Source organism: Gilliamella sp. ESL0232 (genome assembly GCF_013346885.1).
Lineage (GTDB): Bacteria > Pseudomonadota > Gammaproteobacteria > Enterobacterales > Orbaceae > Gilliamella > Gilliamella bombi.
Genome location: NZ_JAAEDW010000001.1, coordinates 42301 through 56252 on the forward strand (window position 1 = coordinate 42301; position 13952 = coordinate 56252).

Sequence of the window (13952 nt, forward strand, 5' to 3'; positions counted from 1 at the left end):
TCAGCTTGTCTTGCTCGGTTTAAATCGACTACAAAAACAAGATCTTCAAGCTAGTAGTTTTTAACGACTCGTTGAGATATGAAACGGTATAAACTCCTGAATCTTTTTTACAAGATAATAAGGCATACTAAAGCAATAAATGGGCACATAGTGTAGCCGATCCATGACTATATACTAGGTTCAGAAAATATCTGCCTAAGCCCTATTTTAAAAAAATTAAAGTGAGTATTTCCGTTAAAGGGCTTTTCCATAAATATGGCATGGGTAATTTGACTTTTATAAATGACGATAAAATATAGCGAAAAAATATTTATGCTAAGTTTTTTGTAATGTTTCAATCGTATTCAAGACATTACAATAAATTAACAAAATACTAGCTCTTTAGTGTTTAACCAGCTATAATTTCGACGCATTATTTAGTATAATACAGCTTATTAAATAAGCAAATAATCATAAAAACACAAATAAAACAACAAATTACTTGACAGGTAGAATGTTATGCGCTATCATAATAGGCACCAGGCACCAGGCACCAGCACTGGCAACCCTACGCCTTAAATCTTTTTCAATTTCACAGTAGTCAAAAACAGATTCGATTCTTATTTTTATCACCAAATCTATCGAAATCGATAAAGTTGTTGGCAAGGATATCTTTGATTTCTAGATTGCTATCCAAGTCACCGCTGATTTTTGCTCCATTGCTTTTATTGCCTTATTCGCTGAGCTCGCAGGCGTTATCGGCAAAGACATCACAGGTCATTCACGGCTCTGCACCATATTTAAGTATTGATGGTGTAACTAAAGTTGCTAGTATGGAAGATTTATTGGGTATAAGACTACCAAATATTAGTTATATTCCTCAGGGAGCAAATAGTGCACTTTATCCCAATGCAGTAATAGATCAATCTAACGTAGATGCACCAATTGAAATGCCAAATATAACAGATACATTTGCTGATATACAAGCAATAGTACCATTGGTAAATTACCCAAGAATTCAATTAAGCGAATTAATGGATTCACCTTATAATTATGGTCGAGACGATGATGGCGATGATAATATAAATGCAACAGGAAATTTAACCATAAAATGGCAAGATAAAAATGGTACAGATATTACAGGAGAAGTTAAAGCAAATCCGAATAGACGGCTAAATCTTTGTGATGGGCCTTATAAACTTACCTTAACAGCAACTGCAAGCACCTTATCGACGCAGTATGGTGTTCCCAATAGTAGCAATTTTACGGGTAATGAGCATAGTTACTATATTAATGCCAATATGAATAGGCCAGTTGCTTGCTATGCGCAACCAAATTTAGCTTACGATGACCATGCTTTTGGTACTACCATTTGGGATATGGATGGTCCAAATTGGGTTTCGTTAAAAGGGTTTAAAGTCACAAATAATAGCAATATAGCAGAAAACTTTCCGACGACAGGATCTGATAGGTTATATTTCTATTTATTATTGGGAGGAATCTCTCCTGAACAAGTTATAGCTGCAAATGGTACAACGGTGAGTGCGGTTAGCGGTAGTGGTGTATCATTATCGTTAAGCAAAGAGAATACACAACATTGGGCTATTGACATTGATAGGATATGTAGGACTTGTATTAGAGATGGTAACCTTTATCCTGGTGGCGAACAAGCACTAAAGATTATATTAAAAGGCCCTTCCATAAATTCAAGTAATAAGGCTTTTTCCCCTTCGTTATTTAAGCTTTACTCTGATGTAAATCATACAAAATTACTGTATAGCTTTAAGATAGAACGTTGGTATATCTCTCAACCAGGAATCACAGTAAGATATGGATATGCGGATGCTCAAAACTTTTGTCGTAATTTAGGTAATGGTTATCGAATTCCCGATATAAATGACTATACCAATGGGAATGGAGCTGGTTGGACAGAAGGTTTACCTGGAAGAAGTATTAATAACTGTCAACGAAAAGTCAGTTATAAAGATATTAGCGGTAAATGGGTTGGCGGACTATTTAACGAGTGGGGTTTTACTGCCAATACTATGAATAATTTCTATGAAGGTAGTGATTGGAATCTCAGTATTGGTAACAACTGGGCTAATGATACAGGATATTGGGCTAATTCATATAATGCCAGTCTATATGGTGTTTATTCAGCCGATGGGGGGATTTTTCTGCAGAGTACAGCTAATAGTCACTTTATGGCTTGTGTTACCCCTTAATTCTATATGTGCTTTTCTTGTTAAAGGCGATATTGCCTTACTGCAATGATTAGAACGCACCTATCTGTAGACCTTTAATATGAAGTCTAGATCAAATTTGCGCTTTTGTTGTTAAACAGCAAAAGCGCTTTTTTCTCAAAATTAGTTGAAAAAATATTGTTTTTATTATGTTTTTTAAGAAACCTTTTCTTTCAAAACATCTTACCTTTACAACAACCGCTTAATAATCCTATCCACTTTAATGCGGCTCAGTCGCTTTATCAACTTATGAACTTGACTTGGATAAAATTGACTCGCTTGGATTTGTTGAAAATGTGTGATCAATGTGGTTTTTTGACGAATAGTGTCAAGTTCTTGGTTAAATTTATGGCTTAATTCTTGCTTTGGATCATGTATTAATATGCCATTTTCCAGATCAAGTCGCCAAGCGCGTGGATTTAGGTTGTTGCCTGTTATAAGTACCCAAGTATTGTCCACCCAGATACCTTTAAGATGATAGGTTTGCTCTCCATCCTTCCACAGACGTATGATAAGTTGCTCTTTGTCAATAAAAGATTGTAGGCGCTCAATAAAGCTTCTTAAATTGATTTCGTATAAGTAGGGTAATCCACCTGATATGTTAAAAGGTTGGTCTGGTGGAATATAAAAATCATTTGCTTCTTTATCACCAATAATCAGTTCAACTTGGCGACCTTTACGAAGCAAACGAATGATATCGCGAACTAGGATGTTAGGCAAATTAAAGTACGGCGTGCAAAATATGATTTTTTGTTCGGTTACGTTGATTAAATGATGGATGATTTTGTTGAGCGAGTTATTGCGACCAAGCCCCATTATTGGTGCAACCGATAAGGTGTTGTTGTCGGTATTGCTGTTATATTGGTAGTTGGTATTCATTAAGTGTTGGCGTAGCTCTTTAATTTCAGACTTAATTTGTTTGCGGGTTTTATGGGTGCCAGTATTAAGTAGTTGCAACGCTTGATATGGTAAAAAGTGGTCGTGAATAAACTGCACCATGCTGTCTGCTAATAGTGGGTTAGTAATAAAGTGATAACGGTCGTAACGGTATTTTTCACGCTTGTGTAGGTATACGTTATTAATGCTAGCTCCACTGTAAATGACAGTATTATCAATAATAAAACCTTTTAAATGCAGTACGCCTAGTACTTCACGACGATTGACAGGTACACCATAAATAGGAATGTCAATATCTGGATATTGCTGTTTTAGTTGGTAATAATAATTTGCGTTGGTATGGGCTTTGTCTTCGCCAATTCTTCCGCGTTGTGCACGGTGCCAGTCAACAAATATTTTGATATCTAAATTAGGGCGTTGCCGTTTGATTTGGTACAGTTCATTAAGAATTTCTTGACCTGCCTCATCTTGCTCTAGATAGAGCGCAACTATATAAATTCGGTGCTGAGCTCTTTTTATACTTTCAATTAAAGCCAGTCGATATGCTTTTGGGGTATAGCAGATATGATATTGCTTGGCGTCTTGCTGAATTTTACCTAATTCGTCAAGATGCTTTTGGTGATTGTATTTTATAAATGGTATTCGCATGATTTTTTGTCATTATAACTGTCAAGTTACTTTAGAAACTTGTTTTCTAATATAAGCTAAGCCAGTAAAAATAACACTCCTTTTAATTTGTATGCATTTTAGCTCAGTTGCTTTAAGTTATGTAGCGTATTTAGCAACTTGTTTATGCGCTTATGCTTCTTACTGGGTGATAATAAATTGTTTAAGATTGTTCATCAACCCAAGTTTGAATTATTTTGTAAGTTAAAGCTAGTACGACAGGACCAATAAATAATCCCATTATGCCAAAGCCAAGTAAGCCACCAATCACACCAAATAATATAAGTAAAAACGGTAAATTGGCACCTTTTTTTATTAAGTAAGCTCGCATTACGCTATCTAAGGTGGTTAAGATAATTGCCACAACAATTAATACGATACCAGCTATGGTGTTGCCCGCCCAAAATTGCCAAAAAATGCATCCAAGCATTACAATCACAGGACCAATTTGTGCGACACAACAAATAAATAAAATTAGAGTGAGTATACCTGGTAACGGCATGTCGGTTAATATAAAGCTTAATCCACCAATTAAGGCTAAGGTAATGGCAGTAACCACAACACCAAGAGCTACAGCTCGAATGGATTGTCCTGCTAATGTGACAGTGATTTCGCCATATTGTTTTGATAATCGGTTGGCTAGTAGGTAAACGTATTTGGTGATATTTTCGCCTTTTAAAAATAGTAATAGACTAAAAATAATCATTACACCAGCATGAAAGATAAATAGTCCAATATTGGTGGCTTGCTCAAGTAGCCAACCTATCATGGTGCCAATATAAGGTTGTATGCTTGAAACTAAATCAGAGCCATCAGTTTGTATTAAGTTTAACCATTTTTGGTGTAGTTCAGAGCCGAAGGCAGGTACGCTTTCAAGCCAGTCAAGTGTTGGTAGTTTTTGGTGAGATAGCGTTTTTGCCCATTCAATAAGATGGTGACCGTTTTGTGCTACCGAGCTAATAATTAATATGAAAGGTATAATACAAACAAAGGCTAATATCAGTGCCATTACTAGTAGTGATAGCCAGCGTTTGTTAAATAATTTTCGTTGTATTTTTATCATTAAGGGCCAAGTGGCAATTACGACCATCACCGCCCAGAAGAAACCGAATAAAAAAACTTCAACAACACGATAGGTAATAATGATTAGTAAACCAATTATTAACAGGTTTAAAATCAATTTAAGTAAATCGGTAGTATTTTTTTCTGCTGGCATTTTTACACCAATTTTATTAATCTAGATGGTGTTATTATACGCATTATCACTGAAAATTAATACGATGGTGTTTATGATTAATTAGTTAAAGGAGATAAAAATGAAAAAATTATTGTTATTAACATTATTAGGTGTAGCATTAACAGCATGCGCAAATTCACAAAAAACGCAACCTGTTGCACAAAGTGTCAATGATATAGCGCCATTCCCTGCAGCTCAAGTTGGCTATACTCGTTATGCTATTCATTTACCAACTATTGCTAATGAAAACAATGCGAAAGTTGAGGTGATCATTGGTAAAGAAATGAATGTTGATTGTAATTTGCAAAATTTAGGTGGTGTAGTTAAGCAAGAAGAGCTTAAAGGTTGGGGATACTCCTATTACGTAGTTGAAAAGACTGTTGGTAACATTTCAACATTAATGGCTTGCCCTGAAGGTACTAATAAAAATCAATTTGTGACAATCAACCATAATTTAGGTTTGTTTAGCTATAACAGCCAATTACCGTTAGTCTTTTATGTTCCGAACGATTTGCAAGTTAAATATCGTGTGTGGCAACCAAATGCTAAAATTATGCAAGCAAGTGCTGAATAATTTTGTTATCTAATTGTTAATTGGTTGTTCCTTACTCCTTGGGTGGTTAAAATACAACCACTCAATCCTTAAACTTTCAATATTTGATTTTTTAAGTGGACATCTTTAAAAAAAAAGGTATTTTATCCCTCGTAATGCAAGGTTAGCTCTACTAGTTCATTTATGTTATTAATGACTTGTGATTGCCTGATTACCTCGGTTTCGCTAGATGGTTGTTACTTTGATAATTTTTATTATTGTTAACAATGTCGATAGTAAAATTTGGGGGTCCGTTGTGTCTTTGCAATGGGCTTGTGTCTAACATGTAATATCCCTACAACTAGAGGAGAAGTGGTGAGCATGTTTACTCAACGTAAAACAATTCTTTCAATCGTGGCTGGTGTTTCACTAGCGTTATCTCAATCTGCTATAGCTAAAGATCGTGTCGTACATTTTTACAATTGGGCAGGGCAAATTGGTTCTAATACGATTTCTGATTTTGAAAAATCGACTGGTATTAAGCTGGTTTATGATGTTTATGATTCTAACGAAGCTCTTGAAGGTAAATTAATGGCGGGTCATTCTGGCTTTGATGTGGTTTCGCCTTCAGATAGCTTTTTAGCTAGACAAATTAAATCTGATATCTATCTTCCATTAGATAAGAATAAATTGCCTAATTGGAAAAACTTAGATCCTAATCTAATGAAATTAATGGCAACACATGATCCTGATAATAAATATGCTATCCCTTATGTATGGATGACAACAGGTATCGGTTATAACATTGATAAAGTTAAAGAGCGTCTAGGTGATAATGCACCAGTTGATAGCTGGGATTTAGTGTTTAAACCAGAAAATATGGAAAAACTAAAAGATTGTGGTGTGGCATTTTTGGATGCGCCTACCGAAATTTTTGCTAGTGCTCTTCAATATTTAGGTAAAGATCCAAATAGTACAGATGCCAAGGATTATACTGGTGCTGCCTATGAGCTGTTAGAAAAAGTTCGTCCAAATATTCGTTACTTCCACTCTTCACAATATATTACCGATCTAGCTAATGGCGATATTTGTGTGATTTTGGGTTGGTCTGGCGATATTTTACAATCACGAGATAGAGCTAACGAAGCAAATAACGGTGTGCATGTTGGTTATCAAATACCAAAAGAAGGTGCTTTAGTCTTTTTTGATACCTTTGCTATTCCAAAAGATTCAGCAAACCCAGATGAAGCTCATGAGTTTTTAAATTTTGTTATGAAACCAGAAATTGCAGCGCAAGTTACTAACGATGTTAACTTTGCTAGCGCTAATCAGGTTGCTAATGAAAATTTTGTAAAACCAGAAGTGAAAAATGATCCAGCAGTTTATCCAAAACCAGAAGTGATGGAAAAACTATTCACTTTAAAAGTTAAAGATCCAAAACTTGAGCGTATAATTACCCGCACGTGGACTAAGCTCAAAACTGGTAAATAATCGATATTTTGTATATCGAATCTTAACTAATAATCCAAGACGGAGAGGCTGTGAGTCTTTCCGTCTCGTTTTTTTTGGCTTGTTGTTATGAGGAAAAAAGAGTGAACGATAAAACAACAAATCAGGTACAGCCTAAAAAAAAGATGATAACTCCTTTATTGGAGATCAAAAATTTAACAAAAGTTTTTAATGATGATTATTATGCCGTTGATGATGTAAATTTGACTATATATAAAGGTGAAATTTTTGCATTATTAGGTGCATCTGGAAGCGGTAAATCAACACTATTGCGTATGCTAGCTGGTTTTGAGCAACCGACTTCGGGGCAAATCATTTTAGATGGAAAAGATTTATCACAGGTTCCGCCTTATAATCGTCCTATTAATATGATGTTCCAATCGTATGCTTTATTTCCTCACATGACGGTTGAACAAAATATTGCCTTTGGCTTAAAGCAAGATAAATTAAGCAATAGCGAAATTAAACATCGAGTTGAAGAGATGTTAGCGCTTGTACATATGGAGCAATTTGGCAAACGTAAACCACACCAATTATCAGGTGGTCAGCGCCAACGCGTGGCTTTAGCAAGAAGCTTAGCCAAACGACCAAAATTATTGTTACTTGATGAGCCAATGGGTGCACTTGATAAACAACTTCGTGATCGAATGCAACTTGAAGTGGTGAGCATTTTAGAACAAGTGGGGGCAACTTGCGTTATGGTTACCCATGATCAAGAAGAAGCTATGACTATGGCTGGTCGTATTGCCATTATGAATAAAGGTCAATTTGTGCAAATTGGTGAGCCAGAAGAAATTTATGAACATCCAAATAGCCGTTATAGTGCTGAGTTTATCGGTTCGGTTAATATCTTTGACGGTATCTTGCAAGATACGTTAGAAGATGGTTTGATTTTGAGTTGTCCTACTATTAAACATCCATTTAAAGTAGATTATGATTCTCCAGCTGTGGAAGGTGTGCCGATTAAAGTTGCTTTGCGCCCAGAAAAAATCCAATTATGTGAGCAATTACCTGAAGATGGTTATAACTGCGCTACAGGTGAAGTTGTTGAAATCGCTTATCTTGGGGATTTATCGATTTATCATGTCAAATTGCCAAGTGGGCAAGTTATTATTGCACAATTGCAAAATGAGCATCGTTATCGTAAAGGAATGCCAACTTGGGGTGATATAGTTAACTTAAGTTGGGAAGTTGACAGCTGTGTTGTGCTTACTGAATAAACAAAAGAGGATATCATAATGCGATCCATTGTATTGGGATTGTTGTTAAATGCATTTGTGTTGCTCAATGTTTATTGGCGTTTTGTAACAACAGGTGCATTTGACAATTTATTTTTAGATGCGCTATTTACCGCAATGACATTGAGCTTTTTATTGTCATGCTTTGGTTGTTTTTTAGCGCATTATAGGTCGTCTAAATTTGCTTATCGGCTTATTATTGCTGGCAGTATTTTATTTATTCCAGCAGGGTTAGTTGTAATTTTTTATACATATAAAAAATTGCGTCAACAGCGAGATGATTCGGATTTAATGACTCTTTATGGACGGTTAACCGTAATTGCGATCCCTTATTTATGGATGCTATTACTGTTTTTGCTACCATTTTTAATCGTATTTAGGATCAGTTTTTCTGAAATTGCTTTAGCTGTACCACCTTATACTGATTTGTTAAGTTATGACGATGGTTTGCTTAATATTACGTTAAATTTTGGCAATTATTTAAATCTAATTAGCGATACGATTTATATTGATTCGTATTTGCAATCACTTAAGATTGCTGCGATTTCAACCGTGCTTTGTGTTTTAATTGGTTACCCGTTGGCTTGGGCTATTTCTCAATGCAAACAGTCAACCCGTAATATTTTATTGTTGTTAATCATTTTACCTTCATGGACATCGTTTTTAATTCGTGTTTATGCGTGGATAGGTATTTTGAATCCTAATGGTTTATTAAATCATTTTTTAATGTGGTTAGGGGTTATTGATCAGCCTTTGATTATTATGAAAACCTACTTTGCTGTATATATTGGTATTGTCTATTCTTATTTACCATTTGTGGTATTGCCAATTTATACGTCGTTAAGTAAGGTCGATTCAACGTTAATCGAAGCAGCATTAGACTTAGGTTGTAAACCGATAAAAACATTTTTTAAGATCATTGTACCTTTAACCAAAAATGGGGTGATTGCTGGGGGGATGTTAGTGTTTATTCCTGCTGTAGGTGAGTACGTGATCCCCGAATTATTAGGCCCTTCCGAAGGAATTATGATTGGTACACAGCTTTGGACTGAGTTCTTTAATAATCATGACTGGCCAGCTGCCTCGGCTGTAGCTAGTGTGATGTTGATGATATTGATTGTACCTATTTATTATTTCAATAAATTTCAAAATCGACAAATGGGAGGTAGATAGATGAACGATTTGCCCGTTATTATGCGATCGGCTTTGATTGTTTTTATCTCGTCATTGCTCGGTGCGATTTTATTGAGTGTTTTGATTTCATCATCGGGATTATCGCTTTTGGGTGAATGGAGCTTTTATTATAGCTGTTTTGTTTTTAGTTTCATTATTACCGTTTTAGTTACCATTGCATTGCTATTCCGGTGTTTGAAAGGACTTATCTTTTTGGTGGTATTTTCGTTTTTATATATCCCAATGATTATTTTGATTGTTTATTCGTTTAATAGTTCGCGTTTGGTGACAGTTTGGGCGGATTTTTCGGTCAAATGGTATTTTGAGTTAATTAATAACGAAACATTACTTAAAGCTGTTGGGCTAAGTTTGTCTATTGCTGCAGGTGCTGCAACTTTTGCTGTTGTGCTTGGTACATTAGCGGCTTATGCTATCATTCGTTTTAGAGGATTCCGAGGCTCTAATTTATTTTCGTTTATGACTACAGCACCGCTGGTTATGCCAGATGTTATTACTGGTTTGGCTTTGCTGTTGTTATTTGTGGGAATGGGACAGGTACTTGGTTGGCCAAAAGACCGTGGCGCTATAACTATTTGGATGGCTCATGCTACATTTTGTACAGCTTATGTGACTGTGGTAATTAGTGCTAGGTTGCGTGAATTAGATAAGTCAATTGAAGAAGCTGCATTAGATCTTGGTGCAAATCCTTTAAAGGTATTTTTTATTATTACACTACCAATGATCGCACCAGCGTTAGTGTCAGGTTGGCTTTTAGCATTTACATTGTCACTTGATGATGTGGTTATTGCTAACTTTGTGACTGGACCAGGTGCTATGACGTTACCTAAATTGATATTTTCAAAAGTACGTTTAGGGGTTGATCCTCAGGTTAATGCTTTAGCAACAATTATATTGCTAATTGTTGGTATTATTGGCTTTATTTCGTGGCTATGGATGCGTAAAGCCGAACGGCGTCGCATAAGTGAAACTCGTAGGCATTAATTAAACTCTGCTCTTTCTATTATTGCCGCTGTTTGCGGCAATATTTCATTTTAAAACTCCGTGTCTTTTTTATCATTTTGTATTATAGTGTGATTCGTCAATTTTTTGGCAAAATTCTCAGGGCGGGGTGTAAGTCCCCACCGGTGGTATAGCCCACGAGCGCTTAATTTATTTTGTTAACTGTGGTAGTTGTTTTATTGCTCAGTTAGATTTTGATAGATTAAGGACAAGCAGATTTGGTGAAATTCCAAAGCCGACAGTAAAAGTCTGGATAAAAGAGAGTTGCTTATCTTTCCAATATTTGCTGAAAGGCAAAGTCATGCTGGTCAAGCACTGCCCTGATTCTGGTATTTTATTTATACTTAATTAATTAGATAGCAAATAGCCATTTGATTTTAATTAGATAAATAATGAAATAAATGAGTTAATAAAAATATAGGTATTTACCATGAATCAGTTTAATTTAAATGAATTTGGAACGCCCATTGAACGTGTTAAAAAAGCAATTGCTTCTATTAAAGCCGGTCAAGGTGTACTAGTTTTAGATGATGAAGATCGCGAAAATGAAGGTGATATTATTTGGGCTGCCGAGTCTATTACCAGTGAACAAATGGCTCTAACTATTCGTTACGGCAGTGGTATTGTTTGTTTATGTTTGCCTAAAAAACGCTGTGATGAGTTAAATTTGCCTATGATGGTAGAAAATAATACTAGTAAAAATAATACAGCATTTACCATCTCAATTGAAGCGGCTAATGGAGTTACAACAGGTGTATCAGCCGCTGATCGCGTTACGACTATTAAGGCTGCTGTGAATGATAACGCCAAACCAAGTGATCTTAATCATCCAGGGCATGTGTTTCCTTTAGTTGCTAAAGAAGGTGGCGTATTAATTCGCCGAGGTCATACTGAAGCATCTATTGATTTAGTGACATTAGCGGGTTTAAAGCCTGCCGCAGTATTGTGTGAGTTAACCAACGACGATGGGACTATGGCAAGAGCGCCAGAGGTTGTTAAATTTGCTAATGAGTATCATATGCCAGTTGTGACGATCGAAGATATTGTTGAATATCGTAACTATTTGGCATTGAAGTGAAAATCCTAACTTAAAAATGTTAAGTGCTTATCAACAGTATTATACAAGTTAGGGAAAGATCTTTTGTTTGTGATTTAAATCATCTTCCGCCGAAGTAAGGTATCGGCGGAATAGGGTGGAAATTAGCCAAGTACTTTTAATGCACAAGCTTTGGTTATTTTGACTCCATTTTCTAATGCTAAAGTGTCAAACTTCATTTCAGGATGATGTAATCCTGGTGTTAGATCAGCTCCTAATCCCCAAAAACCAGCTTTGACATTACGTTCACAAGGATAATTGAAAAAGTCTTCTCCACCTGGGGTGAAAATAGGTTCTTTTAACCCCTCTTTGCCAAGTACATCGACAATGGCTTCGGCAATAATTTTTGTGACATCATTATCAATTTCCGCGGCTGGAATTTCTTTAGTGACATTGATATCCACTTTCGCACCGATAGATTCAACACTGAGTTTTATCGCATTTAACGTTTTGGCTTTTAGTTCATCCATGGCTGGGTTAGTTGGCGCTCTTAGATCCCAGCATACATATGCTTCGGATGGAATAGCATTGGTGACTCCAGCATCGCAAATGCAACGTGTGGCTTTAACACTATAGTTTAAGTTAGGTGCAAGGTGAATGGTGTTAACTGCTTGAATGGCCAGTGTTGCTGCATCAAGGGCATTAACGCCTAAATGAGGTCGAGCACCATGTGCTGGGATACCATGAATATTTACTTCAACTGTGGTGGATGCTGAATAGTACATTGCCGTTGCAGCAAAGCCTTTTGGACATTCATCTTTTGGACGTAAATGTAAACCGATAATCATATCAACATCATCAATAGCTCCTCCTTCAATCATAGCTAAAGCACCTGTTCCAAGTTCTTCGGCAGGTTGGAAGATGAGTTTCAATCGACCTTTTTTGATGTTACCTTCTTTTATTAACTCTTGTGCCGAGCTTAATAATATTGATGAATGGCCATCATGACCGCAGGTATGTCTTGCGCAAGGTTCGCCGTTAATAATATGTCCTAGAGCATCCATATCTGCCCGTAAAGCGAGTACAGGGCCAGTTTTGCCGCTATCGTATTGCGCAACAATTCCTGTTGTGTTATTGATGTTGCGAGTTACTTTATAGCCTGCTTGTTCAAGTTGCTGTGCGATATATGCCGATGTTTTGTGTTCTTCAAATCCCAACTCTGGAATTTGGTGTAAATACTGATAATGTTCTAAAACATTAGACATGTTTATCTCCTTTATTAAACAAAAAATCGCATAATAATCATTGAAACTAATGCATTAAAAATACTGGTTAACATGAGTAATGGCCAGTATTTTTTTGGTACATCGGCAACGCCTAATAATCGTCCCATATACTGTAATTGTGAGCCCATTAAGAAAATAGCTGGGGCTAATATGGTTATTGCTGTTGGATTGATTGTTCCTGCGGTAAATAAGTTAACTGCAACGCCTGTACCTGCTGATGCTGATAACCATGCAGTTAGTAATACGGTAATTGCTTCGCCAGGTAGGCCAAAAATCTCCATTACTGGAGCACAATAAGTTCCTATTAATTGCATTATACCTAAACGTTTTAGTATTTCGGTGATTACAAATGCCATTAAAATATTGGGCATTAAATTATTAATAGCAATGTTGAATCCTTTGCGAGCACCGATTACAAAAATATCTAAAGGGTTATTAGTTTGTTTTTGTGAATTACTCATTGATAAAATCCTTTTTATAAATTGTATTTAATATTAAGCGAACCATTACTGAGCCTACAAATTTAAGCACTAACATGATGACAAGAGGAATAAAAATAGCTACAGTCATTGAGGCAAATAATGCCGAACCAATCGAGAAGTAGTTATTAATTAAACCCGCACCAGAATATTGCCAAGCACTAATAATGATTAGGTCTTTTTTAGTAATTTGCTTTTCGTCATATAACTCTTTAGTTAATACTGCACCAGCATCAGTGCTTTGTAGGTCGGTAATTAATGCAAGTCCAGTTTTACCTGGTACACCTAAAATTGGTTTTAATAATGGTGTTAATAATTTATGTGAAGCACGAATGGTGCCGTAATGGGTAAATATTTCTAACACGCCTAGCGCTAACATAACCGTAGGTATAAGTGATAAGGCAAAAATAAAACCAGCTCTTGCACTATTACCTCCTTCACCCACAAAAGTATTTTTTTCAGGATGTAGCATAGTGCCAAATTTGCCGCTTAAGCTGGTAAAATCAAACGCTCCTAGCCATTCTTTACCTTCTACATTAAAAAATAAGCCTGAAAAAAATAAAATGGCTACTATTAGTGATATATAGGCTTTTATACCAACTTTAAATTCATTATCTGTCTTTTTTGACATGCTGCCTTCCTTTTTCCGAATGTTTA

The 13952-nt window shown here is 35.9% G+C and carries 11 protein-coding genes, 1 pseudogene and 1 riboswitch; of the genes and pseudogenes, 7 read left to right on the top strand and 5 right to left on the bottom strand.

What is annotated here, in order from left to right:
• The first annotated feature begins 653 nt into the window (after window positions 1-653).
• Window positions 654-2204: a hypothetical protein gene (locus GYW75_RS00195; RefSeq protein WP_174798028.1), complete on the top strand. Its 1551-nt coding sequence runs from the start codon at window positions 654-656 to the stop codon at window positions 2202-2204.
• 207 nt (window positions 2205-2411) lie between these two features.
• On the opposite strand, the gene pssA is transcribed toward GYW75_RS00195, so the two are convergent.
• Together pssA and ydiK are read right to left on the bottom strand one after the other, a co-directional pair.
• Window positions 2412-3767: a CDP-diacylglycerol--serine O-phosphatidyltransferase gene (gene pssA / locus GYW75_RS00200; RefSeq protein ID WP_174798029.1), complete on the bottom strand. Its 1356-nt coding sequence runs from the start codon at window positions 3765-3767 to the stop codon at window positions 2412-2414.
• Window positions 3768-3948: 181 nt separating this feature from the next.
• Complete coding sequence (gene ydiK, locus GYW75_RS00205; protein WP_174798030.1) at window positions 3949-5001, bottom strand: AI-2E family transporter YdiK; 1053 nt, start codon at window positions 4999-5001, stop codon at window positions 3949-3951.
• A 100-nt stretch (window positions 5002-5101) separates the two neighbouring features.
• Here ydiK and eco point away from each other — a divergent pair, with 100 nt between their 5' ends.
• The 6 genes and pseudogenes from eco (at window position 5102) to ribB (ending at window position 11572) form a co-directional block, all read left to right on the top strand.
• Window positions 5102-5596 (top strand): serine protease inhibitor ecotin, encoded by a 495-nt coding sequence (gene eco, locus GYW75_RS00210; protein ID WP_085164162.1) that lies wholly within the window; start codon window positions 5102-5104, stop codon window positions 5594-5596.
• A gap of 339 nt (window positions 5597-5935) precedes the next feature.
• Window positions 5936-7045 (top strand): extracellular solute-binding protein, encoded by a 1110-nt coding sequence (locus GYW75_RS00215; RefSeq protein ID WP_065589183.1) that lies wholly within the window; start codon window positions 5936-5938, stop codon window positions 7043-7045.
• A gap of 101 nt (window positions 7046-7146) precedes the next feature.
• A complete protein-coding gene (gene potG, locus GYW75_RS00220) occupies window positions 7147-8283 on the top strand; it encodes a putrescine ABC transporter ATP-binding subunit PotG (RefSeq protein WP_081296719.1) in 1137 nt (378 codons plus the stop codon).
• Between the two features lie 321 nt (window positions 8284-8604).
• A pseudogene (locus GYW75_RS00225) lies at window positions 8605-9474 on the top strand (ABC transporter permease subunit); the annotation flags it as partial.
• 243 nt (window positions 9475-9717) lie between these two features.
• On the top strand, window positions 9718-10476 hold the full coding sequence (locus GYW75_RS00230) for an ABC transporter permease subunit (protein ID WP_141671346.1): 759 nt from the start codon (window positions 9718-9720) through the stop codon (window positions 10474-10476).
• 109 nt (window positions 10477-10585) lie between these two features.
• A riboswitch (FMN riboswitch) is annotated at window positions 10586-10763 on the top strand.
• A 161-nt stretch (window positions 10764-10924) separates the two neighbouring features.
• Window positions 10925-11572 (top strand): 3,4-dihydroxy-2-butanone-4-phosphate synthase, encoded by a 648-nt coding sequence (ribB, locus tag GYW75_RS00235; protein ID WP_174798031.1) that lies wholly within the window; start codon window positions 10925-10927, stop codon window positions 11570-11572.
• A gap of 122 nt (window positions 11573-11694) precedes the next feature.
• Here ribB and GYW75_RS00240 read toward each other — a convergent pair whose 3' ends face one another.
• Genes GYW75_RS00240 through GYW75_RS00250 form a run of 3 tightly spaced genes read right to left on the bottom strand, consistent with a single transcriptional unit; the run spans window position 11695 to window position 13926 of the window.
• Window positions 11695-12795 carry a M20 peptidase aminoacylase family protein gene (locus tag GYW75_RS00240; protein ID WP_174798032.1) on the bottom strand — a complete coding sequence of 367 codons (1101 nt, stop codon included), beginning with the start codon at window positions 12793-12795 and terminating at the stop codon, window positions 11695-11697.
• A 14-nt stretch (window positions 12796-12809) separates the two neighbouring features.
• Window positions 12810-13277, bottom strand: coding sequence for a YjiG family protein (locus GYW75_RS00245; RefSeq protein WP_065589180.1), 468 nt, complete (start codon window positions 13275-13277; stop codon window positions 12810-12812).
• Window positions 13270-13926 carry a nucleoside recognition domain-containing protein gene (locus GYW75_RS00250; RefSeq protein WP_174798033.1) on the bottom strand — a complete coding sequence of 219 codons (657 nt, stop codon included), beginning with the start codon at window positions 13924-13926 and terminating at the stop codon, window positions 13270-13272. The genes GYW75_RS00245 and GYW75_RS00250 overlap by 8 nt, the downstream gene beginning before the upstream one ends.
• Window positions 13927-13952: the final 26 nt, after the last annotated feature.

What these genes read in the sequence shown, in the direction of transcription:
- pssA (WP_174798029.1), bottom strand. Translation starts at nt 3,767, where the DNA reads ATGCGAATACCATTTATAAAATACAATCACCAAAAGCATCTTGACGAA.
- ydiK (WP_174798030.1), bottom strand. Translation starts at nt 5,001, where the DNA reads ATGCCAGCAGAAAAAAATACTACCGATTTACTTAAATTGATTTTAAAC.
- eco (WP_085164162.1), top strand. Translation starts at nt 5,102, where the DNA reads ATGAAAAAATTATTGTTATTAACATTATTAGGTGTAGCATTAACAGCA.
- GYW75_RS00215 (WP_065589183.1), top strand. Translation starts at nt 5,936, where the DNA reads ATGTTTACTCAACGTAAAACAATTCTTTCAATCGTGGCTGGTGTTTCA.
- GYW75_RS00230 (WP_141671346.1), top strand. Translation starts at nt 9,718, where the DNA reads ATGATTATTTTGATTGTTTATTCGTTTAATAGTTCGCGTTTGGTGACA.
- ribB (WP_174798031.1), top strand. Translation starts at nt 10,925, where the DNA reads ATGAATCAGTTTAATTTAAATGAATTTGGAACGCCCATTGAACGTGTT.
- GYW75_RS00240 (WP_174798032.1), bottom strand. Translation starts at nt 12,795, where the DNA reads ATGTCTAATGTTTTAGAACATTATCAGTATTTACACCAAATTCCAGAG.
- GYW75_RS00245 (WP_065589180.1), bottom strand. Translation starts at nt 13,277, where the DNA reads ATGAGTAATTCACAAAAACAAACTAATAACCCTTTAGATATTTTTGTA.
- GYW75_RS00250 (WP_174798033.1), bottom strand. Translation starts at nt 13,926, where the DNA reads ATGTCAAAAAAGACAGATAATGAATTTAAAGTTGGTATAAAAGCCTAT.